This window comes from Sphingomonas daechungensis, assembly GCF_014489495.1.
Lineage (GTDB): Bacteria > Pseudomonadota > Alphaproteobacteria > Sphingomonadales > Sphingomonadaceae > Sphingomicrobium > Sphingomicrobium daechungense.
In genome coordinates this window covers 1,791,910-1,811,287 of sequence record NZ_CP060780.1, presented here as the reverse complement: position 1 = coordinate 1,811,287, position 19,378 = coordinate 1,791,910, and the positions used below count along the sequence as shown (strand labels likewise).

Genomic DNA, 19,378 nt, shown 5'->3' with positions numbered 1-19,378 from the left:
CTCTACATAAGCACCGCCTCGAACAGGCCGCCCTCAAGCCTCTCTCCTCCCCGGACGATCGAACCGTCGAATGCCGCAGCCGCCGTTGCCTTGCCGAAGCGATCCAGTGCCTTGTCATTGATGACCGGCCCCATGAATACGTTAGCCTGTCGAGGGTCGCCGACCGTGAGCTTGCCCGTCGTCTCTACCAGGGCTTCCTGGAAGCCTTCGAATATTGATCGGTGGACATATGCCCGCGATGCCGCACTGCATTTCTGGCCCGACAAGCCAAACGCCGAACGCGCGACGCCCGTCGCGGCCAGAGCCAGGTCTGCGTTGGCGGTCACGAATGCGGGGTTCTTTCCGCCCATTTCCGCAAGGACCGGACGCGTCGCCTGTGAGGTCACGGCATGCCTCAGGATGGTCATGCCTACGGCGTTCGATCCCGTGAACGCGAAACCATCGATACCTGCGTGCCTGGCCAGCAGCTCGCCCGTTTCGCGCCCGCCTTGGACGAGATTGAGCACGCCGGGCGGTAGGCCGCCCTCGACGAGCGCTTCGACGACCAGGCGACCCGTTAGACCAGCGGCATCGCTGGGCTTCAACACTACGGTGTTCCCCGCCACGAGCGCCGCCGACATCATGCCCACCGACAGCGCGACCGGGAAGTTGAACGGCGCGATGACCGCGAACACCCCGTAGGGCCTGAGAACCACGCTGCACTTCTCGGCAGCGGACGCCCCGGACGGTCTTCGCGGAAGCCGTCCGTTCGCTCCATCTCGTTGCAGTAATGACGTAGAAGGTCGATCGCTTCCTCGACCTCGCCGACCGCTTCGAGCCGCGACTTTCCGACCTCGATCAGGCACGCAACGGAAAGGTCCCACTTGCGCTCCTCCAGCACGTCGGCCGCGGCACGGAGGATCCCGACGCGCCTTGGCCATCCCATCGCGCGCCACGACGGATAAGCCGCCTGCGCCGCTTCGACCGCGTCGTCGATCATGCCGTGGTCGGCTTGAGGGAAATCGCCGAGGATGAGGCTGTAGTCGATCGGGCTTCGAGCAGTGACGATCTGGCCTTCAGGACGATCCTCACCGCCGATGAAGCTGGGACGAATATTCTCCAGCAAGCGCGCCTCGACCTCGGGAATGATCGCGTCGAGATGGGCATGGACCCCTGAGAAGTCCTCGCCGGTGTTGGAATATGTAACGCGGGGAAGGTTCATGGTTTTCGCTCTTCCAGCCTGCCGAAGCGTTTCAGGATCGCTTGAAGCTCGCCGTGCGGCAGAGCATACATCGTGTACCCGTCGGCACCCGTCGAAGTTCGGGCGGCGACCAGCGCATTCACGATCGCCTCCTCGGTAGCCTGTACGGTTGCTTCGAAAACCGCGTTCACCTCAGTGTCGGCAATCGGCGTGAGCGGCGACGGTGCTTTCTGGTCCGGTCCGTTCACGGACTCCGGCACGGTGGAGAAGGCGACGATCAGGTCCCCCGAAGAGGTACCCGAATAGGAACCCAGGCGAGCGAGGCCGAGCGCAGCGCGCTTTGCCACCCGGTTAAGCTGGACCGGCATCAATGGAGCGTCAGTCGCGACGACGATGATGATGGATCCGCTATCGGGAAGCGCCCTGCCTTCGGTACCGCATTTCGGCGTCTGATCAGGCCGGGACTGCCGCGGATCGTAACATGGCAGCCAGCTGTTCTGGAGGTTGCGGCCAACGGGAACACCCGCGATGCGGAGCACCTTTCGATCGCCCGTGTTGCACTGGACGAGCACGCCCACGGAATAGGACTTTGCGCCTGCGGTAATTGCACGAGACGACGTTCCGATTCCGCCCTTGAAGCTGAAACAGTGCATGCCGGTGCCACCGCCGACGACACCCTCTTCAACCGGGCCACTTTTTGCGGCGTCGAGCGCGGCTTTGGCTGTGGCGGGCCGAACGTGGAATCCGTTGATGTCGCTTTGCCAGCCGTCCCAGGTTTCGGCGACGACTGGATAGACGGCCTCCCCGCCGTGCTGGACTGCCCATTCCTGGATACCGGCGTAGACGTGACCAATGGCGTTGCTGCTGGTGATGCCGATCGGGCCGCTGATCGTTCCGAAATCCTGCATGTAGGCGAGGCCGGTCATTTCGCCGTTGCCATTGAGATTGAAATAGCCGCCATAGACTGGCTTCAGATTGCCGTGACCGCGGGGAAGACGATCGTGACGCCAGACCGAACTGGCCCCTTCCCTACGATAAGTGGGCCCTCGCCCTCGACCAGTGTCTTCTGTCCGACTTCGACGCCGGGAACGTCGGTGATTGCGTTCAGCGGTCCCGGCGTTCCCTCGAATGGAATCCCAAGATCGCGGGCGCGGCCTTCTGCCTGCGTGGCGACGGCGATTGCCAGGAACGCGACCAAGGCCCTCATGTCGTGACCTTCACCCTCCCTGACTCGATCATCGGCAATTCACGCGGGATGATGATTTCCGGCGCTTCATCCAGCCCGCGCGCCCACTTGTGACCGGTGTATACGGCTTGCTGGATGGTGCTTGGGGCCCAGCAGTCGCCGACGCGCGTGATCGAGGCGATCCCTGCGCCTTCCCACCGGTCCTTCACCTCCTCAAGTGAAAGGTACAAATTCTCGTCGGGCAGGCGAGCGGTTACGGTTACCAGTGATGCGCAAGGGCGCTCGTGTTGCTCTCCGGTCAGCGCGTTAACCAATTTCACCTTACTGCCGTCGAACCCGACGACGCTCGCGTAGGTCACGACATCAATTCCCAGCCGGGCGATCCGCTTGGCGATCGGTACCGCTTCCAGCGTGTTCACTGTCCAGGCCGATAGCGTTGCCGCTGGCGTGACCAACGTGACCTCCAAGCCCGCTGCCCTGCATTGCTCTGCGAGGACGCCGCCCATGTAGTAATGGTCGTCGTCCCAGATGATTACCGGACCCGCTGTTGGGAGCCGCCCACTCATCAAGTCGTCGGGCGAATAGACGTTTGCACCACCGAAGCCAGGCACCGCGAAACCAGAATCGCGGCCGACGCCGTCGCTTCTCCAAGTCGAACCGGTGGCCAAGGCAACGTGCCGGGCACCAAATTCGAGGACGTGCTCGGCCTCAAGCGCGCTCTCGCGGTAGATCGACACATTTCCCATCCGCTCAAGCTGGCCCACCCGCCAGTCGCGCACCCGCGCCCATTCTGAAAGCCCGGAAGCTTGCTCTCGCGCGTCACGCGTCCGCCGAGTTCGGACGTCGCTTCGGCAAGATGCACTTCGAAGCCCCGACGTGCCGCAGCAAGAGCTGCCTCGAGTCCCGCCGGCCCGGCGCCGACGACGAGAACCGATCCTTCCGACTTTTTCGGCGGGATGATTTCAGGGTGCCAGCCGCGTCGCCATTCCTCCCCATCGTCGGGTTCTGCGTGCAGCGGAGATTCGTCGAGGTATAGTCGCTCGAAACGCACATGTTGCAGCCGATGCACTCACGGATGTCGTCGATGCGTCCTTCCTCGATCTTCTTCGGAAGGAAGGGATCGGCGATCGACGGTCGCGCCGCGCCGATGAAATCGAGAATGCCGCGACGGATTTGCGACACCATCGTGTCCGGCGAAGTGAACCGTCCGACGCCCACGACCGGCTTGGTCGTCAGCGACTTCACGAAGCTCGTGTACTGCTCCTGGAAGCCTTCCTTGGCGAAGCGGGACGTCTGGCTGTCATTCGGCCAGGTCGAGATGTTGACGTCCCACAAATCGGGGAGCTCGGCGAGCATGGCGATCACATCGCGAGCCTCGCCGTCATGGGTAAGGCCGGCATCACCCATCAGCTCATCGGCAGCAATCCGCACGGCCACGGCGCATCTGTCGCCGACAGCGTCCTTGGTGTCCTCGATCAACTCTCTGAGCAGTCGCGCTCGGTTCTCCAGGCTTCCGCCATATTCGTCGATCCGGTCGTTCTTGCGCTTCTCAAGGAATTGCTGCGCGATCGAGAGGTCGTGCGTCGCGTAGACATAGACGATGTCGAAGCCCGCCGTCTTCGATCGGATCGCCGCATCGCGATGCCAATTCCGAAGGTCGCGAATGTCCTGCTTGTCCATTCGGCGTGCCTGGACGGGCGAATAATAGATGATCGGGCGATGCGAGGCCCGAGCGGCGCTAGACGCGTCCCCCAGTTCGCGGTTGAAGCCCCGTGGTGCATGATCTCGATCGCCGCCAGCGCGCCATGCTCATGCACCGCCTCCGCCATGAGCGCCATCGCCGGGACGTCGCGATCATCCCAAAGGCGCCCTTCGTGAAACGGCTCGCAATCCCCGGTGGGATGGATCTCGGTCTCTTCGGTCGCGACGACCGCCCATCCGCCCTCGGCCTTGATCCCGCGGAGCCGCGCGAGGGTTTCAGGCTGCGTCCAGCCGATGCCGGTGCAGTGTGGCACCTGGTAGAAGCGATTGCGCGCGGTCACCGGTCCAATGCGGACTGGCTCGAACAAGATGTCGTAGCGTGGATCGCGGGTCATGAGGGCAGTATCGAATCCATCGTTTGAACAAGCAGGTCGACGATCATTTCGAGTTCGTCGTCAGTAACGTTGTACGGCGGCGCCAGCAGGATGTGATCGCCGATGCGACCATCGACCGTCCCCCGCCGGGATAAATGAGGAGGCCGCGCTCAAAGGCATCGGCCTTGGCGCGCTGATGCATGACCAGAGCGGGATCGAACGGCTCCTTGCCCTGGCGGTCGGCGACGAGTTCGAGAGCCACCAGCAGTCCCCTGCCGCGAATGTCGCCGACATTTGGATGGTCGCCGAAACGCTCGAACAGGAGTTGCTGCAGCCGTTCACCGGCTGCCACGATCCGCCCCAGAAGGCCCTCGCGGCGAATAACCTGCTGGACAACAAATCCCGCGGCACATCCGACCGGATGCCCGTTGTAGGTCTGGCCATGCTTTAGGGCACCCGACCCTGCGCGACGGCATCGTAAACCTCGCTCGTGCACATCACCGCGCCGATTGGCTGGTAGCCCGCCCCAAGTCCCTTCCCCAAAGTGACGATGTCGGGAACGACGCCGTCCTGCTCGCAAGACAGGAAAGTCCCTGTCCGCCCACTTCCGCACATGACCTCGTCGAGGATCAACAGCACGCCATGCCGGTCGCAGATCTCGCGAATGTGCTTGAGATATTCTCCGGCTGGAGGAACGGCGCCGGAAGTCGCTCCGACAACCGTCTCCGCGATAAACGCCATGACGGTTTCGGGGCCCAGTGACTGAATCTCCTCTTCGAGAGCTTGAGCGGCCCTGAGGGCGTAGATCTCCGCGCTCTCCCAGGCCTCGGCAAAGTGATATTCGAAGCAAGGCTCTATCACGGCGACGTCGATCAGCAGCGGCTCGTACGGCGTCCGCCTCCAGATACTCCCGCCGCGGCAAGCGCTCCAAGAGTATTGCCGTGGTAGCTCTGGCGGCGGGCGATCAAGCGGCACCGACCGGGATCGTCGCGTTCCAGATGGTACTGGCGCGCAAGCTTCAGCGCGGCCTCAATCGCTTCCGATCCACTGCCGGTGAACCAGACCCGATCGAGGGAACCGGGCGACTGCTCAACCATGATTGAAGCAAGCTCCTCGGCGGCATCGGTCGTGAAGAATCCCGTGTGCGCGTAGGCGAGACGTTCCGACTGGCGCGCAATCGCTTCGATCACTTCCGGGTGGCCGTGGCCGAGGCACGATACTGCCGCGCCGCCGCAGGCATCGACGAAACGGCGCCCGTTCGCATCGAAGATGTAGAGCCCATCGCCCCGGTCGGCGATCGGCGGGGCGGCCGAGGTGAAGCGATGAAAGACGTGCCCCGCAATCATTACGCTAGACTAACGTCTACAGCTTTGGCTTCAATGCCGCTTGATGAAAGCGATCACTGCGCTCCTGACGTCGGCGGCAATGGCCATGGCTTCACCCGCGGTCGCGAAACTCGATCTCGATCGGGCCTCCGTAAGCCACCTGCCTAATGGTCTGACCGTCATCATGCTGGACGACCACAGCTTTCCCGTGGTCAGCGTGCAGATGCTCTACAAGAGCGGCTCCGCCGCAGAGGTGACGGGCAAGACAGGCCTGGCACACTTTCTCGAGCATCTCGCATTTCGTGCCAGCGAGAACTTCCCGTATGCCGCGGCCACAGAGCTGATCTACGACGCCGGCGGTGAGTGGCACGGCTACACCGCGATGGACCAGACGACTTATTTCGCGACCATGCCAAAGGACGGACTGGAGCGGCTTCTCAAGATCGAGGCCGATCGAATGGCTCGGACGACGATCGATCCGGCAGCCATCGCGATCGAGAAAGGCGCGGTAGTCACCGAGCTGCACAGCTACGAGAACGACCCGGCAGGAGTCCTGCAGGACGCCGTCGTTCGTACGGCGCTCCAGTCGCACCCATACGGTAGCCCGATGGCGGGTTATGTCAGCGATGTCGAGCGGCTGACGATCGACGACGCGAGGACCTACTACGCGAGCCACTACGCGCCGGGAAATGCGGTACTAGCCATCGCTGGGGATTTTGATCCCGCCAGCGCCAGCGCGCTTGTCGCGAAAGCGTTGGCCGACGTTCCCGCAAGATCGGTCACCGTTCCGCATTACACGGCGGAAGCACCGCAGCACGGAGAGAGGCATTTCCGCCTGCTCGGAGCGGTCGACAAGCAGTATTTCCAGCTGGCCTTCCCAGCTCCGGCTGCAACGAGCCTCGACTTTCCTGCTTTCCTGCTTCTTCAGCAGATTCTCGCCGGCTCGCCTGGACTGAATCCCAGGCAGAGCGGCTGGTCCGGCAGCCCAGCCGTCGAAGGGTCGCGGCTGTCAGGCACAACCGCGGATATCGCGACATGGCTGCCGGCCACGCATGACCCGTTCCTGTTCACGATCAGCGGCTCGATCGATACAAAAGCAACTCAAGCGGAACTTGAACGAGCACTCGCCGGCAAGATTGCGCTACTGCGTGACCGGCTGGTGCCGGATGCCGAGATGGCTGCCGCGAAGAATTCGTTGCTCCGGGTTCTCGACGAAGACGTCCTCACGACGGAAGACGCGGCGCATCAGCTCGCATTCTTTGAAGGAATTGGCGCGCTCGACGCCCTTCTTACCCTGCCAAAGGCCGTCGAACGGGTGAGCCCGACGGACTTGCAGCGGGTCGCACGTGCTTATCTGACGCCGGACAAGCTCACAGTCGGGTGGATGGTCCCGGCCACTCACAACCCGCTGCGTTGGGAGTGGGTAGCCCGAAGTCAGCTAACGACCGCGTCGGCTCCAGTGCACAATCCGTGCCCGTACAAGCTCCGCAGCTTCGTCGTCTGTCAGGCGGCCTGCCAGCCATCGTGCAGATTAGCCCGCTGTCGGACACAGTCGTTGTTGAAATGCTGCTTTCTCGCCCTGCATCCCAAGGCGATGCTCCGGCGGACCTCGCGGGATTGGGGACGGTGGCGCGATCAGGATCTCCGAAGGATTTGGCAAAGCTTATCGATGAGGTTGCTGCCGGCGCAAAGTCCGGTCCCGCGTCTCCGGAGGTGAAAAGCGAGGATCCAGAGACGCGGCTTCAACAGCTCATGGCGAACGGGATGCTGCCCCATGCCAGCAGTCCCCCGAGCCAATTGCCGTCATTGTTAGCGGAAACGTCGAACCAGAAGCGGTTGTGACGTCCCTCGAAAAGTCACTGGGCGGGGTCGCGGGAGGTCAGCTCATCGGGAGGCAGGACAGTAAGCAATGGGCCCCGAAAAGGATCATCGAGCATATCGCCAAACCTCTGGCTCAAGGTGGTTTAGGCTATGTGGTCGAAGGGCCCCTCCCGGCACCCGGGGGCGCTCGCGTGGCGGATGCTGCTCTATGTTCTGACGCACGATTATTCGGGTCGGCTCGGCAATTCTGCAATCCGTGACAAGGGTCTGGTCTATCACATCTACAGCTCTTTCAGGAGCAACGGACGGCAGAGCTGGGCAACGATCTCAACCGGCGTCGATCCGGACAAGGCTGACGCGATGGAAACCGAGCTGCGTGCTCAACTCGCCAGGCTGGCGAGTCAGCCCCCAACCGCGGCGGAGACGGACTCAGCGAGGGGTCACCTGCTCGGACGCGATATCAGCGCAGCTCAAAGCAATGACGAGATCGTGGCCAAGCTTGCGCGCGAGTTCGTCGAAACGGGCGGGCTACGCTCGCACGAACAGCTGCGCACTCAATTGGAAGCAGTCACCCCTTCGGACCTTGCTCAGGCAGCCGGGCAATTCACCAAGGGCACCATCATCCGCGTCGACGTGGGGCTTAAGCCCTCATCCAAGTGACGAATCCCCGCCCAGCGAGCGATAAAGCTCCACAAGATTGCTGGTGGCTTCCAGGCGGCTAAGCACGAGCGTGCGCTGCGCCGAATAGAACGAACGCTGCGCATCGAGGCTGTTGAGGAAGCTATCGATCCCGTTCCGATATCGAGCTTCGGTGAGCAGGTAGGTGTCTGCAGCGGCTTCGCGCTGAGCCTGGCGAGCCCGCAACTGTTCATCGATAGTGCCGCGGCGGGCTAGCGCATCCGAAACCTCCCGGAACGCTCGCTGAATCGTCTGCTGGTAGGTCGCGACAGCGGCGGCTTTCTGCGCTTCGGTCAGTCGGACGTTTGCCCTCCCCGCACCGCCCTGGAAAATGGAATAGGTCGCATTTCCGGCAGGGCTCCACTGAAAAGCGCCACCACTGAAGAGGCCCGCGATCGACGTGCTCGCGAACCCGAGGAGTCCGGTCAGAGTGATTCGCGGAAATAGAGCTGCCCGTGCAGCGCCGATTTGCGCATTGGCCGCACGAAGCTGGTACTCCGCCTCGACGACATCGGGACGCCGCAGGAGGATCGTCGAATCCAGTCCTGCCGGGAGTTCCTTCACGGTCGGCGCAACCTGATCGATCGAGGCCGGAAGCAGCGAAGGGTCGATCTCCGCGCCGACTAGCAGGCGAAGCAGGTTTACGTCTTGGGCAAGCGCAGTCCGCTGGTCCGCAGCGTCTGCCTTCGCCGCCTCGAGGATCTGCTGTGCCTGCCGAAGGTCTGTCCGCGGAGCGATACCGCCTTCCAGCCGTGCTCGAGTCAGTCGAACGCTCTTCTCTGCGCTGGCGACAGTGTCTTCGGCGATCTTCAGAAGGCTCGCGTCCGCCGAATAGGTTAGCCAGGCGCTGGCGATGTCGGACACCAGCGAAAGGCGCGTTGCCCGAGCCGCGGACTCGGTTGCGAAATAGCGATTGCGCTGGACATCCGTCAGCGATCTGAGCCGTCCGAAAAGGTCGAGCTCGAACCCGGAAATGCCGACGCCAACGTCGAATCGGGTCGAAACATCGTTGCTGTCGCCGGTGCCGCTTGCTCCAGCACTGGCATCGACCTGAGGCAGTTGCTGTGCCCGCTGGATGCGAACCTGCTCGCGAGCCGTCGCGATATTGGCGGCCGCGATCAACAGGTCGCGATTGTTCACTAGGGCCTGGCCGATCAAGGTCTGCAACCGCGGATCCGTGAAGATATCGCGATATGTAACCGCCGGCAGCTCTGCTTCCGTCTGCCGAAGATAAGCGTCCCCTTGCGGCCAGGATGCGGGAATCGCCGAATCCGGTCGCACATACGCGGGCTGCATCGACGCGCACCCGGTCGCCAGAAGCGCCATCAGGCCGGCGACTTTCCTCAAGCCAGTGAATCCTTCCGATGGCTCATCCGCTCGCGGACGGCCGCAAGCCCATCACGCACTCCGCGCCGCACCAGCACGAAGAAGAGCGGGATGTAGAAGATGGCGAGGATGGTTGCCGTCAGCATTCCGCCGATCACCGACGTCCCGATCGCAATGCGGCTGTTCGCGCCGGCGCCGGTCGACAAGGCCAAGGGCATGACTCCGAAGATGAAGGAGAAGCTCGTCATCAGGATCGGGCGAAGGCGGATTCGTGCTGCCTCGAGCGCGGCGTCGATGACCCGCATGCCCTTTTTTTCGCCCTGCTCGGCGAACTCGATCATCAGGATCGCGTTCTTCGCCGCCAGGCCCATCGTCGTGAGCAATCCAATCTGCAGGTAAACGTCGTTCTCCAATCCCCGAAGCGTCACCGCGAAGATCGCCCCAACCAGGCCCAGGGGAATGACGAGCAGGACCGCCAGGGGAATCGACCAGCTTTCGTAAAGCGCGGCGAGGCACAGGAAGACCACCAGCAGCGACACGGCATAAAGCAAGGGTGCCTGCCCCGACGACAGCCGCTCTTGATAGGACTGGCCGGACCAGGCCACGCTGGTGCCTGGTATCGCGTCGGCCAGACGCTCCATCTCGTCCATCGCCTCGCCCGAACTGACGCCCGGCGCTGGCTGTCCCTGGAATTCCGCTGCGGGAACGCCTTGAAAGCGCGTCAAGCTGCTCGGCGCCGTATCCCACCCGCGGCGGCGAACGATGAGAATGGCGCCATCTCGCCGCTATTCGAGCGAATGTACCACTGCCCAAGGCTCGACGGGTCCGACCGGTATGAAGCGTCGCCCTGAACGTAGACGCGCTTCACGCGGCCCTTGTCGATGAAGTCGTTGACGTACCGACCACCCCAGGCCGTCGACAACGTATTGTTGATGTCCGTCTGATTGAGCCCGAGGGCCGTCAGCTTCTGCTGATCGACGTCGATCTTGTAGGTCGCGACGTCAGGAAGGTCGCTGAGCCTGACCGACGCCAGCTTGGGATTGGAATTGGCTTCCTGAAGGAGCCGGTCGCGAGCGGCAAGGAACTGCTCGCGGCTCATGCCGCTCCGGTTCTGGAGCTCCATCGTGAAGCCGCTGGACTGTCCGAGGCCACGGATCGCGCCGGGAACCAAAGCGAAAACCTGAGCATCGCGGAATCCGCGAAATGCACCTTGCGCGCGCTCGACGACCGCATCGGCGGTATTTTCCTTGCCGTGGCGCTCGTCCCAGGGTGCGAGGTTGAGGAAGCCCTGGCCCGTATTCTGTCCGACCGCACCACCACCGCCGCCGCCTCCGGCCACGGTGAACAGGGTCTGCATGTTCTTGGCCTCATGGCCGTACAGATAGTCCTCCACGCCACGGAGAACCTCTAGCGTCCGGTTTTGGGTTGCGCCTGGTGGCAGGCGAACCTGAAGACTGGCGGCGCCCTGGTCCTCATTGGGGAGGAAACCTGTCGGCAAGCGGTAAAACATGACGATCAGGAGAGCCACGATCACGCCGTAGATCGCGAGGAACAGCCACTTGCGATCGATCACCCGCACAATTGCGCCGCGATAGCTGACGACCATCCGATCGAAGCGGGTGTTGAAGCCGTTCCGCGCGGAGGTTAGAAACGAACCGACTTGCGGGAATGCGCGGTCGAGCCAGCTCGGTCCTTCGCCCTCCTCCTCGGAACGTTGTCGGAGCAACGTTGACGTCAGCGCCGGACTGAAGATCAAAGCCACCAGCACTGACAGGACCATTGCGGAGATGATGGTCAGCGAGAATTGCTGGTAGATAACGCCGGTCGACCCGCCGAAGAACGCCATAGGGAGGAACACGGCGGACAGGACCATCGCGATCGCAATCAGTGCAACCTGGATTTCCTTCATGGACTCGATGGTCGCTTCGCGCGGCGTCATACCCGGATTTTCGTCCAGAAGTCTCTCGACGTTCTCGACCACCACGATAGCGTCGTCGACGAGCAGGCCGACCGCCAACGTCAGCCCGAACAACGTCATCGTGTTGATCGTGAAGCCTGTCATGTAAAAGACGGCGAACGTACCCATGAGCACCACCGGAATGGCGATCGCGGGCACCAGGAGAGCGCGCCAGTTCTGCAGGAAGATGAAGATGACGAGGATGACGAGGATGATCGCCTCAATCAGCGTCTTCACGACTTCGTCGACCGACAGCTTGATGAAGTTGGTCGTGTCGTTGGCGTAGGCGAGCTTGAGGCCCTCAGGGAAATTCTCGGAAAGCTGTTCGACGCGTGCCTTGACGAGGTCGGCCGTTTCGAGCGCGTCGGCGCCGGGAGCCAGGGAGATTGCGATGCCCGCACCCGGATGGCGATTCACGCGGACTACTGCCGCGTAATTCTCAGCGCCAAGTTCGATCCGCGCCACGTCGCCGAGGCGAACGGTCGCCCCGCTCGGGTCGGTCTTGAGGATGATGTCCTGGAACTGCTCGACGGTCTGTAACTTCGACTGCGCCGTCACTGTGGCGTTGAGCATCTGTTCTTGAGGAGATGGCAGCCCGCCAACCTCGCCGGCGGCCACTTCGGTGTTCTGCGCCTGGATCGCCGAGACCACGTCACCCGGCATGAGCGAGAACGCCGCCAGGCGCTGGGGATTGAGCCAGATGCGCATCGCGTGAGGCGCGCCAAACACGTTCACGTCGCCGACGCCTGGAATACGCGAGAGCGGATCCTGCAAATAGGACGAGAGATAGTCCGACACGTCCATGTTCGTGCGCTGGTCGGTCTCGTCATATAGCGCGACGATCAGCAGGAAGTCGGGGTTCGACTTGGTGACCCTGACACCCTGCTGCTGAACCTGTGCCGAAAGCCGCGAGATAGCTTGCTGGACCTGGTTCTGAACCTGGACCTGCGCTGTGTCGGGATTGGTGCCCTTCTCGAAGACCACCGAGATGTTGACCTGCCCGCGCGAGCTGGATGTCGACGTGAAATAAAGTAGCCCGTCAATGCCGGTTAGCTGTTGCTCGATGATCTGGGTGACGCTGTTCTCGATCGTCTCCGCCGACGCACCAGGATAGCTCGCACGGATGTTGACCTGCGGCGGAGCGATGTCCGGGTACTGCTGGATCGGCAGGCCGAAAATCGACGCGACCCCCGCAAGCGTGACCACGATCGCGAGGACCCACGCGAAGATCGGACGATCGATGAAGATGCGCGACAAAGGCTATCCGCCTCGCCGGCCTTGACCGTTCGCCCCTGCGCCCGGCTTCCCGGGATCGATCTTTTGCTTCGTATCGGCCGGGACCGGCTTCAGCGCAGCGCCAGACCGCAGATTTGCCGTGCCCTGGGTGATGATCTTGTCGCCCGGATTGAGACCCGACGACACGACCCAGTTCTCGCCGAAGGTTCTCTCGGCCGTGACCTTGCGGCGTTCCGCCTTGTTGCCGGCGCCGACGATGAAGACGAAGGCGTCGCCACCGATGTCCCGCTGAAGCGCTGCCTGCGGCACGAGGAAGACGCTGGGATCCACCGCTTGTGTGAAGAGCGCCTGGACGAACATCCCGGTAGCAGGACACCCTGCGGATTGGGAAAACGCGCCCGAAGGGTCACGGTGCCCGTGCTTTCGTTCACCATGACTTCGGAGAATTCAACGGTGCCGGTGTAGCCGTAGTCGGTACCGTCCTCGAGTTTCAGGCGGACCTGTGTGCTACCCGGAGCAACTCCGCCGGAGGACAGCGCCCGCTTGAGCTTGGTCAGATCGGCGCTCGACTGCTGGATATCGACGTACATCGGGTCGAGGCGCTGGATGACCGCTAATGGGTCGGCCTGGTTGGCCGTCACCAACGCGCCGACAGTTGAAAGGGAGCGTCCGATGCGACCGCTGATCGGCGCCGGGATGCTGGTGTAGCGCAAGTTGATGCGGGCGGTGTCCAGCGCGGCGCTGTTCTGTGCGACCGAAGCTCGCGCCTGGCGAGCCTGAGCCGCTGCATCGGTATAGTCCTGCTTCGAGATGGCCTCCATCTCGGCAAGAGGCTTGTACCGGTTCGCTCGCACCTGGGCGGCGTCGAGAGTAGCGCGGGCGGCTGCAACATTCGCCTGCGCCTGGTTGACGGCCGCGCGATAGAGGCTCGGATCGATTTGGTAGAGCGGCTGGCCCTGACGAACGTAAGAGCCCTCGGTGAAGTAGCGGCGACGGATGACGCCGTTGACCTGGGGACGAACTTCGGAGCTCTCAAAGGCCACGGTGCGTCCACCAAGCTGGCTCTGCAGCGGCACCGCCGTCCGCTGCACTACCACGAAGCCGACTTGCGTCGGCCCTTTTGCTGGTTCTGGGCATCGGATTGCGAACAGCCGGCCAGAAGGGCGAAGGCAACCGGCACAGCCAGCAGGATACGCTTACGAATCGCGTGCACGGGTTGCGGTCTAGGCAGCTAGGTTGTTGCCCTCAATTGCATTTCGTCGACGCGTACCGTGCTTTTGTGGAAGCCTCGTGACAATCACGAAGCATCGAGAAAGGCCCGTCAATTGTGCTCGACGACCCTGATGTGAAGTTCCTTGAGCTGCTTCGGCATGACTGTCGCAGGAGCGTTCATCATCAGATCTTCCGCTTTCTGATTCATCGGGAAGAGGATGACCTCGCGAATGTTCGGCTCGTCGGCCAGCAGCATGACAATGCGGTCAATGCCCGGGGCCGAACCGCCGTGCGGCGGTGCGCCGAACTTGAAGGCGTTGATCATGCCCGCAAAGTTCGTGTCGACCTCGTCCTTGGAATAGCCGGCGATTTCGAACGCCTTGTACATGATGTCCGGACGGTGGTTCCGGATCGCGCCTGAGCTCAGCTCCACCCCATTGCAGACGATGTCGTACTGCCAGGCGAGAATATCGAGCGGATCCTTGGTCTCCAGCGCCTCCATCTCGCCCTGCGGCATCGAGAATGGGTTATGCGAGAAGTCGATTTTCTTCTGCTCGTCATTGTACTCGAACATCGGAAAGTCGACGATCCAGCAGAAGCGGAACGAATCCTTCTCGATCAGGTCGAGCTGCTCGCCGACGCGCGTACGAGCTGCACCCGCAAGCTTGGCCGCTTCCGCTTCCTTGCCGGCGGCAAAGAAGATGCCGTCGTCCGGGCCAAGAGCCATGGCTTCGGCGATGCGGTTCATGCCCTCTTCGCCGTGGTTCTTGGCGATCGGGCCACCCCACTCACCGCCCTTGCGGGTTGCGTAGCCGAGACCGGCGTAGCCTTCGCTGCGAGCCCATTCGTTCATGTCGTCGAAGAACTTGCGGCTCTTTTCTGCGGTGCCCGGCGCGGCAACTGCACGCACGACGGCACCCTTTTCGACGAGGCCAGCGAACAGGCCGAAGCCGGAGCCCTTGAAGTGATCCGAAACGTCAGTGATCAGCAGCGGATTACGAAGGTCCGGCTTGTCGCTTCCGTACTTTAGCAGCGCTTCCTTATACGGGATGCGAACATATTCGCCCGCCGGAGTGACCGAGCGACCGTCGGCGAATTCCTCGAATACGCCCGACAGCACCGGCTCGATCGCATTGAACACGTCGTCCTGAGTGACGAAGCTCATCTCGAAATCGAGCTGATAGAACTCGCCCGGGGAACGGTCAGCGCGGGCGTCCTCGTCGCGGAAGCAGGGCGCGATCTGGAAATAGCGGTCGAAGCCCGCGACCATGATCAGCTGTTTGAACATCTGCGGCGCTTGCGGGAGCGCGTAGAACTTGCCCGGATGGACGCGGCTCGGGACGAGATAGTCGCGAGCACCTTCCGGCGAGCTGGCGGTCAGGATCGGCGTCTGGAACTCGGTGAAGCCCTGGTCGATCATGCGACGGCGGATCGAGCTGATCACTGCCGAGCGGAGCATGATGTTCGCGTGAACCTGCTCACGGCGAAGGTCGAGATAGCGGTACTTGAGGCGGATATCCTCAGGATAGTCCTGCTCTCCGGCAACCGGCATCGGCAACTCGGCCGCGGCAGACTGAACCACGACTTCCCGAGCGACGACCTCGATTTCGCCGGTCGGCAGCTTCTTGTTCACGACCTCGGCGCCGCGAGCGACGACGTCGCCGGTGATCGACACGACCGATTCGGCCCGCAGTGCATCGAGCTGCTCCAGCATCGGGCTTCCCGCGGCAGCAACGACCTGCGTGATACCGAAATGATCGCGGAGATCGATGAACAGGACGCCCCGTGATCCCGCTTGCGATGAATCCAGCCGGAGATGCGGACGGACGAGCCTACGTCGGAAGCGCGGAGCTGGCCGCAATTATGAGTGCGATAAGGGTGCATTTGCCTGTCGATAGCGATGTTCGGAAATTCGGGGCGGCACTCACTGGCGCAAAGCCTTTTGTCAACCCGACGGCAGGTCGCTAAGGCCGCCTGAGACTCATGCACATACACCCACTGATTACCAAGTCCGAGGACTTGGCTACCCTTGTAGACCGCCTCGCCAAGCATCCTTTCGTCGCCGTGGACACCGAGTTCATGCGCGAGAATACCTATTGGCCGGATCTTTGCCTGATCCAGATCGCAAGCCCTGAGGAAGCGGCGGCGATCGATCCGAAGGCCGATATCGACTTGGGCCCACTGCTGTCGCTGCTGGTCGACAATCACGACGTCTTGAAGGTCTTTCACGCCGGCGGCCAAGACCTGGAAATCATCTACAATCTGACCGACAAGACGCCCGTGCCGCTGTTTGACACGCAGATCGCGGCGATGGCGCTCGGGCATGGAGAGCAGGTCGGCTATTCGAACCTGATTGAATCGATGCTTGGCCACAGCATCGACAAGGGCGCCCGATTCACGGACTGGAGTCGGCGGCCGCTCGACAAGAGGCAGATCGATTACGCCATCGCCGACGTCACGCATCTCGCGACCGTTTTCCCCAAACTCCTCAACCGTTTGAAGAAAACCGGGCGCGGTGGGTGGCTCGACGAGGAAATGGAGCGGCTCGCGAACCCTTCCAGCTTCGCCTTCGAGCCCGAGGATGCCTGGAAGCGGCTGAAGCTGCCCAGCCGCAATCCCGCGGTTCTCGGCCGCCTCAAGGCCCTTGCCGGATGGCGAGAGGTCGAAGCGCGGACCAAGAACATCCCGCGCGGACGGATCGTCAAGGATGACACCCTGGGCGAGCTTGCCGCTCACCCCCCCAAGACACAGGACGATCTTGGCAGGGTTCGTGGCCTCTCCGCCGGGTGGAGAACAAACGACATCGGTGCCCGCCTGATGGGGCGCTGGAAACTTCCAGGCCGCTGGAGCAGGACGAATTGCCGGATCGCGAACCCCGCCGCCCGGGTCTGACCAAGGACGCCGCGCTCGTCAGCGATCTTCTCAAGCTCCTTCTCAAGATCCGTTCCAAGGAAGCCGGTGTCGCCCCTCGGCTGATTGCGCGGTCGGACGATCTCGAAGCTTTGGCCGCGGGCGTGCGGTCTGGCCTGAACATCCTCGATGGTTGGCGTTTCGAAGAATTCGGCAGGGATGCGCTTGACCTTGTCGAGGGCCGGCTCGCTTTCGCCATCGAGCACGGCAAGCTAAAGATGAGCAGGCTGGAGAAGGAGTCCGTTGATGCGTAGCGCAATCGTCCTGGTCGCTTTGGCGCTCGGCGCCTGTGCCACCGCGAACGCCAATGATGCCGCGCCGAGTTCGGGAAAGTGCAGTACTGACAAGTTGGGCGCGTTCGTCGGCCGCGACGCGACATCGGACACCGCGGCAGAGCTTGTCCGCGAGTCGGGAGCGAAGGTGCTTCGCTGGGCACCAAAGGGGTCGATGCTGACAATGGACTTCCGGGAAGACCGGCTGACGGTCCATCTCGACGCCAACAACAAGATCGAGCGGCTCGACTGCGTCTAGGCGGCGTCGCCGATCATCCTCGCCTGTGACAACGCCCGGCGGATGGTTGGCATGGTGACTCGCGCCCGCTCCGCAATCGCGTAGCGATCGACTTCCTCGACAGCCCTCTCCGCCGTCCAATATTCGCGATTCAACCGCTCGGTCATGAAACGAAGTGCCTCCAGCGGCACGTGAAGCCCCGGTCGGCGAACAAAAGCTGGATCAGCGCTTCGAACAGCTTGTCGTCCGGCTGGTTGATCGTCGCCACAGGCGTGATCGCAAGTCGAGTCCGCAAGTCCGGCAGCGCCGGCGACCATGCGGGCGGCGCCGAATTCGCGACCAGGATCACCGGATGGCCTGTGTCCTGCGCATCGTTCCAGGCGTGAAAGACCTCTTCCTCATCGTGGCTGTCGGCCTGGTCGATCACGCGGCCGTGAACCCGTTCGGCGAAGGTTCTCGCCAGCAGGGTGCGACCCGAACGGCGCGGCCCGGTCAGGACGGTCGCCTTCACCGGCCACATGCTCCATTTGCGGAAATGTTCGAACGCCTCGCGGTTGGCGTCAGAGACGATGAACCGGGTTTCACCTTCCGTCTGCGGCCAGTCGAGCGGAAGCGCGATCTGGTCCGCCCCCTTTTCATTCGTTGCCTCTCGGCGCCTGACCCTGGGGAGCGGGTGGAGTGGCGGGCTGCGGCTGCGGCGGGCCGGCTGCGGCTTGGGCGGCACCGGTGGGGGAGCGGCGGAGGCCCGGCAGACCCCGTCGACATCCTCAACACGAAACCGTTCTGCTCGACGTTCCAACCGCGCGATCCGAGCGAGGTCCGCAAGTTTGCAATGTTTCCGCCACGGTAGGTTACGTTCACGTAGCTGACACCGCCGGGGTTGATGCTGACCGGCACGACCTGGTCGACGCCCGGCGACGTGCGCAGGTGGGCCATCGCGAAATTGTAGATGTTCACATCAGGCGAAACGATCTGGATCTGATACGCCCACGGCTGTGCCTGCTGAACCGGCGCTTCCTCCACGACCGGCGGCGGCGGGGGCTCGGGAATGTCGAGGGTGCGGTCGCGGACCAGCCTGCCGCTGGCCAGCGCATCGGCGAACAAACCGTCCATTCGCTGAACGCCTGCCCGCATGATCTGCAGCGTGCCTGCGCCAGCCGGTGCAGTAATCGTGAAAGTCACCACCGGCTGCTTGTCGGGGCCGTGATAGCCCGTGAAACGAGCGAAGGCCGGACCACCGGGTAGGCGCGCTGAATCTGAACTTGGGCAACGAGAATGTCGGCCGCCCATAGAGATCGATCAAGTTGCGCCACCAGCCCGGCCGGGACGATCGACTTGGGCGGCATTGACCAGCAGCGGGTCGATGCCCTGCCCGCTCACGCGGACATAGTCGATCGGGCTCTGAGCCGTTCTGAACTCGGCCCAGGCGCGCTGCCACGGATTGCGAAGCTCGACCGTCGTCGCGGTGCCCCGGTCACGAGCACCGGGATCAGCAGCATCGGCACGGATCGGCGAACGTCCCCACCTACGCCCAACAATTCCGCGGATCGCGCCCGGTCGAACTGAATGCCTAAATCGGCGATGTAGCGATTGGGCCCGATCTGCTCTCGCTCCACAACGATCGAGCTGACAAGGTCGTCCAGCGTCGAGTCGGGTACCGTTGGAGCCTCGGAAATCGGGCGGTTGTGAGTTTTAGCCCAAAACGCCTTGAAGCCCTGCCGCTGGGCGACCCGCCAACCCTCGTACCGCGCGGACTGGCCGTCCTTGCCCGAAACGTCGACGTGAACTCCGGTGATTTCGAGCGTTCCCGAACTGTCGACTGGAGGGATTCCGCGGTCGCCACTTTCCATCTGCGCGTAGAGCACGCCGGAAATCCCGACGAGAGCGCACAGCGAGATCAGGAGGGCAACGAAGCGGCGGCGGAACATTCGCGGTGCCTTTTGACGATAACGGCGTGGAAAT

General features: G+C 62.8%; 12 protein-coding genes and 9 pseudogenes. 4 read left to right on the top strand and 17 right to left on the bottom strand.

Annotation, left to right across the window (positions count from 1 at the left end; all coding sequences use genetic code 11):
• Positions 1-2 precede the first annotated feature (2 nt).
• The 9 genes and pseudogenes from H9L15_RS18855 to H9L15_RS18830 all read right to left on the bottom strand — a co-directional run bounded on the left by H9L15_RS18855 (position 3) and on the right by H9L15_RS18830 (position 5,787).
• Positions 3-695, bottom strand: coding sequence for an aldehyde dehydrogenase family protein (locus tag H9L15_RS18855; RefSeq protein WP_262984768.1), 693 nt, complete (start codon positions 693-695; stop codon positions 3-5).
• Complete coding sequence (locus tag H9L15_RS18850; protein ID WP_262984767.1) at positions 620-1,201, bottom strand: aldehyde dehydrogenase family protein; 582 nt, start codon at positions 1,199-1,201, stop codon at positions 620-622. Before H9L15_RS18850 ends, H9L15_RS18855 begins: the two co-directional genes overlap by 76 nt.
• Positions 1,198-2,387, bottom strand: a pseudogene (locus tag H9L15_RS09740) (P1 family peptidase). The gene H9L15_RS18850 and the pseudogene H9L15_RS09740 overlap by 4 nt, the downstream one beginning before the upstream one ends.
• Positions 2,384-3,145 (bottom strand): NAD(P)/FAD-dependent oxidoreductase, encoded by a 762-nt coding sequence (locus H9L15_RS17540; protein WP_223276724.1) that lies wholly within the window; start codon positions 3,143-3,145, stop codon positions 2,384-2,386. Before H9L15_RS17540 ends, H9L15_RS09740 begins: the two are co-directional and overlap by 4 nt.
• A gap of 74 nt (positions 3,146-3,219) precedes the next feature.
• A pseudogene (locus tag H9L15_RS17535) lies at positions 3,220-3,417 on the bottom strand (FAD-dependent oxidoreductase); the annotation flags it as partial.
• 89 nt (positions 3,418-3,506) lie between these two features.
• Positions 3,507-4,046, bottom strand: a pseudogene (locus tag H9L15_RS18845) (oxidoreductase); the annotation flags it as partial.
• A 140-nt stretch (positions 4,047-4,186) separates the two neighbouring features.
• Positions 4,187-4,462 (bottom strand): annotated as a pseudogene (locus H9L15_RS18840) (oxidoreductase); the annotation flags it as partial.
• 43 nt (positions 4,463-4,505) lie between these two features.
• A pseudogene (locus H9L15_RS18835) lies at positions 4,506-5,182 on the bottom strand (aminotransferase class III-fold pyridoxal phosphate-dependent enzyme).
• A 131-nt stretch (positions 5,183-5,313) separates the two neighbouring features.
• Entirely contained in the window at positions 5,314-5,787 is a 474-nt protein-coding gene (locus H9L15_RS18830) for an aminotransferase class III-fold pyridoxal phosphate-dependent enzyme (RefSeq protein WP_262984766.1), read from the bottom strand.
• 43 nt (positions 5,788-5,830) lie between these two features.
• Here H9L15_RS18830 and H9L15_RS09725 point away from each other — a divergent pair, with 43 nt between their 5' ends.
• Complete coding sequence (locus H9L15_RS09725; RefSeq protein ID WP_187713957.1) at positions 5,831-7,483, top strand: M16 family metallopeptidase; 1,653 nt, start codon at positions 5,831-5,833, stop codon at positions 7,481-7,483.
• A gap of 302 nt (positions 7,484-7,785) precedes the next feature.
• Positions 7,786-8,247, top strand: coding sequence for a M16 family metallopeptidase (locus H9L15_RS09720; RefSeq protein WP_187713956.1), 462 nt, complete (start codon positions 7,786-7,788; stop codon positions 8,245-8,247).
• On the opposite strand, the gene H9L15_RS09715 is transcribed toward H9L15_RS09720, so the two are convergent.
• The 4 genes and pseudogenes from H9L15_RS09715 to aspS all read right to left on the bottom strand — a co-directional run bounded on the left by H9L15_RS09715 (position 8,236) and on the right by aspS (position 15,880).
• On the bottom strand, positions 8,236-9,591 hold the full coding sequence (locus H9L15_RS09715) for an efflux transporter outer membrane subunit (RefSeq protein WP_187715866.1): 1,356 nt from the start codon (positions 9,589-9,591) through the stop codon (positions 8,236-8,238). The genes H9L15_RS09720 and H9L15_RS09715 overlap by 12 nt on opposite strands.
• 17 nt (positions 9,592-9,608) lie before the next feature.
• Positions 9,609-12,805 (bottom strand): annotated as a pseudogene (locus H9L15_RS09710) (efflux RND transporter permease subunit).
• 3 nt (positions 12,806-12,808) lie between these two features.
• Positions 12,809-13,943: pseudogene (locus H9L15_RS09705) on the bottom strand (efflux RND transporter periplasmic adaptor subunit).
• Positions 13,944-14,105: 162 nt separating this feature from the next.
• Positions 14,106-15,880 (bottom strand): annotated as a pseudogene (gene aspS / locus H9L15_RS09700) (aspartate--tRNA ligase).
• Positions 15,881-15,979: 99 nt separating this feature from the next.
• Here aspS and rnd point away from each other — a divergent pair.
• Positions 15,980-17,160 (top strand): annotated as a pseudogene (rnd, locus tag H9L15_RS09695) (ribonuclease D).
• Entirely contained in the window at positions 17,153-17,437 is a 285-nt protein-coding gene (locus tag H9L15_RS09690; protein WP_187713955.1) for an I78 family peptidase inhibitor, read from the top strand. The pseudogene rnd and the gene H9L15_RS09690 overlap by 8 nt, the downstream one beginning before the upstream one ends.
• Here H9L15_RS09690 and H9L15_RS09685 read toward each other — a convergent pair.
• The 4 genes from H9L15_RS09685 to H9L15_RS09670 all read right to left on the bottom strand — a co-directional run bounded on the left by H9L15_RS09685 (position 17,434) and on the right by H9L15_RS09670 (position 19,344).
• Positions 17,434-17,583, bottom strand: a complete 150-nt coding sequence (locus H9L15_RS09685) for a hypothetical protein (protein WP_187713954.1) — start codon at positions 17,581-17,583, stop codon at positions 17,434-17,436. The genes H9L15_RS09690 and H9L15_RS09685 overlap by 4 nt on opposite strands.
• Complete coding sequence (locus H9L15_RS09680; RefSeq protein WP_187713953.1) at positions 17,580-17,927, bottom strand: P-loop NTPase family protein; 348 nt, start codon at positions 17,925-17,927, stop codon at positions 17,580-17,582. Before H9L15_RS09680 ends, H9L15_RS09685 begins: the two co-directional genes overlap by 4 nt.
• Positions 17,924-18,598 (bottom strand): hypothetical protein, encoded by a 675-nt coding sequence (locus tag H9L15_RS09675; RefSeq protein WP_187713952.1) that lies wholly within the window; start codon positions 18,596-18,598, stop codon positions 17,924-17,926. Before H9L15_RS09675 ends, H9L15_RS09680 begins: the two co-directional genes overlap by 4 nt.
• Before the next feature lie 194 nt (positions 18,599-18,792).
• Entirely contained in the window at positions 18,793-19,344 is a 552-nt protein-coding gene (locus tag H9L15_RS09670) for a hypothetical protein (protein ID WP_187713951.1), read from the bottom strand.
• Positions 19,345-19,378: the final 34 nt, after the last annotated feature.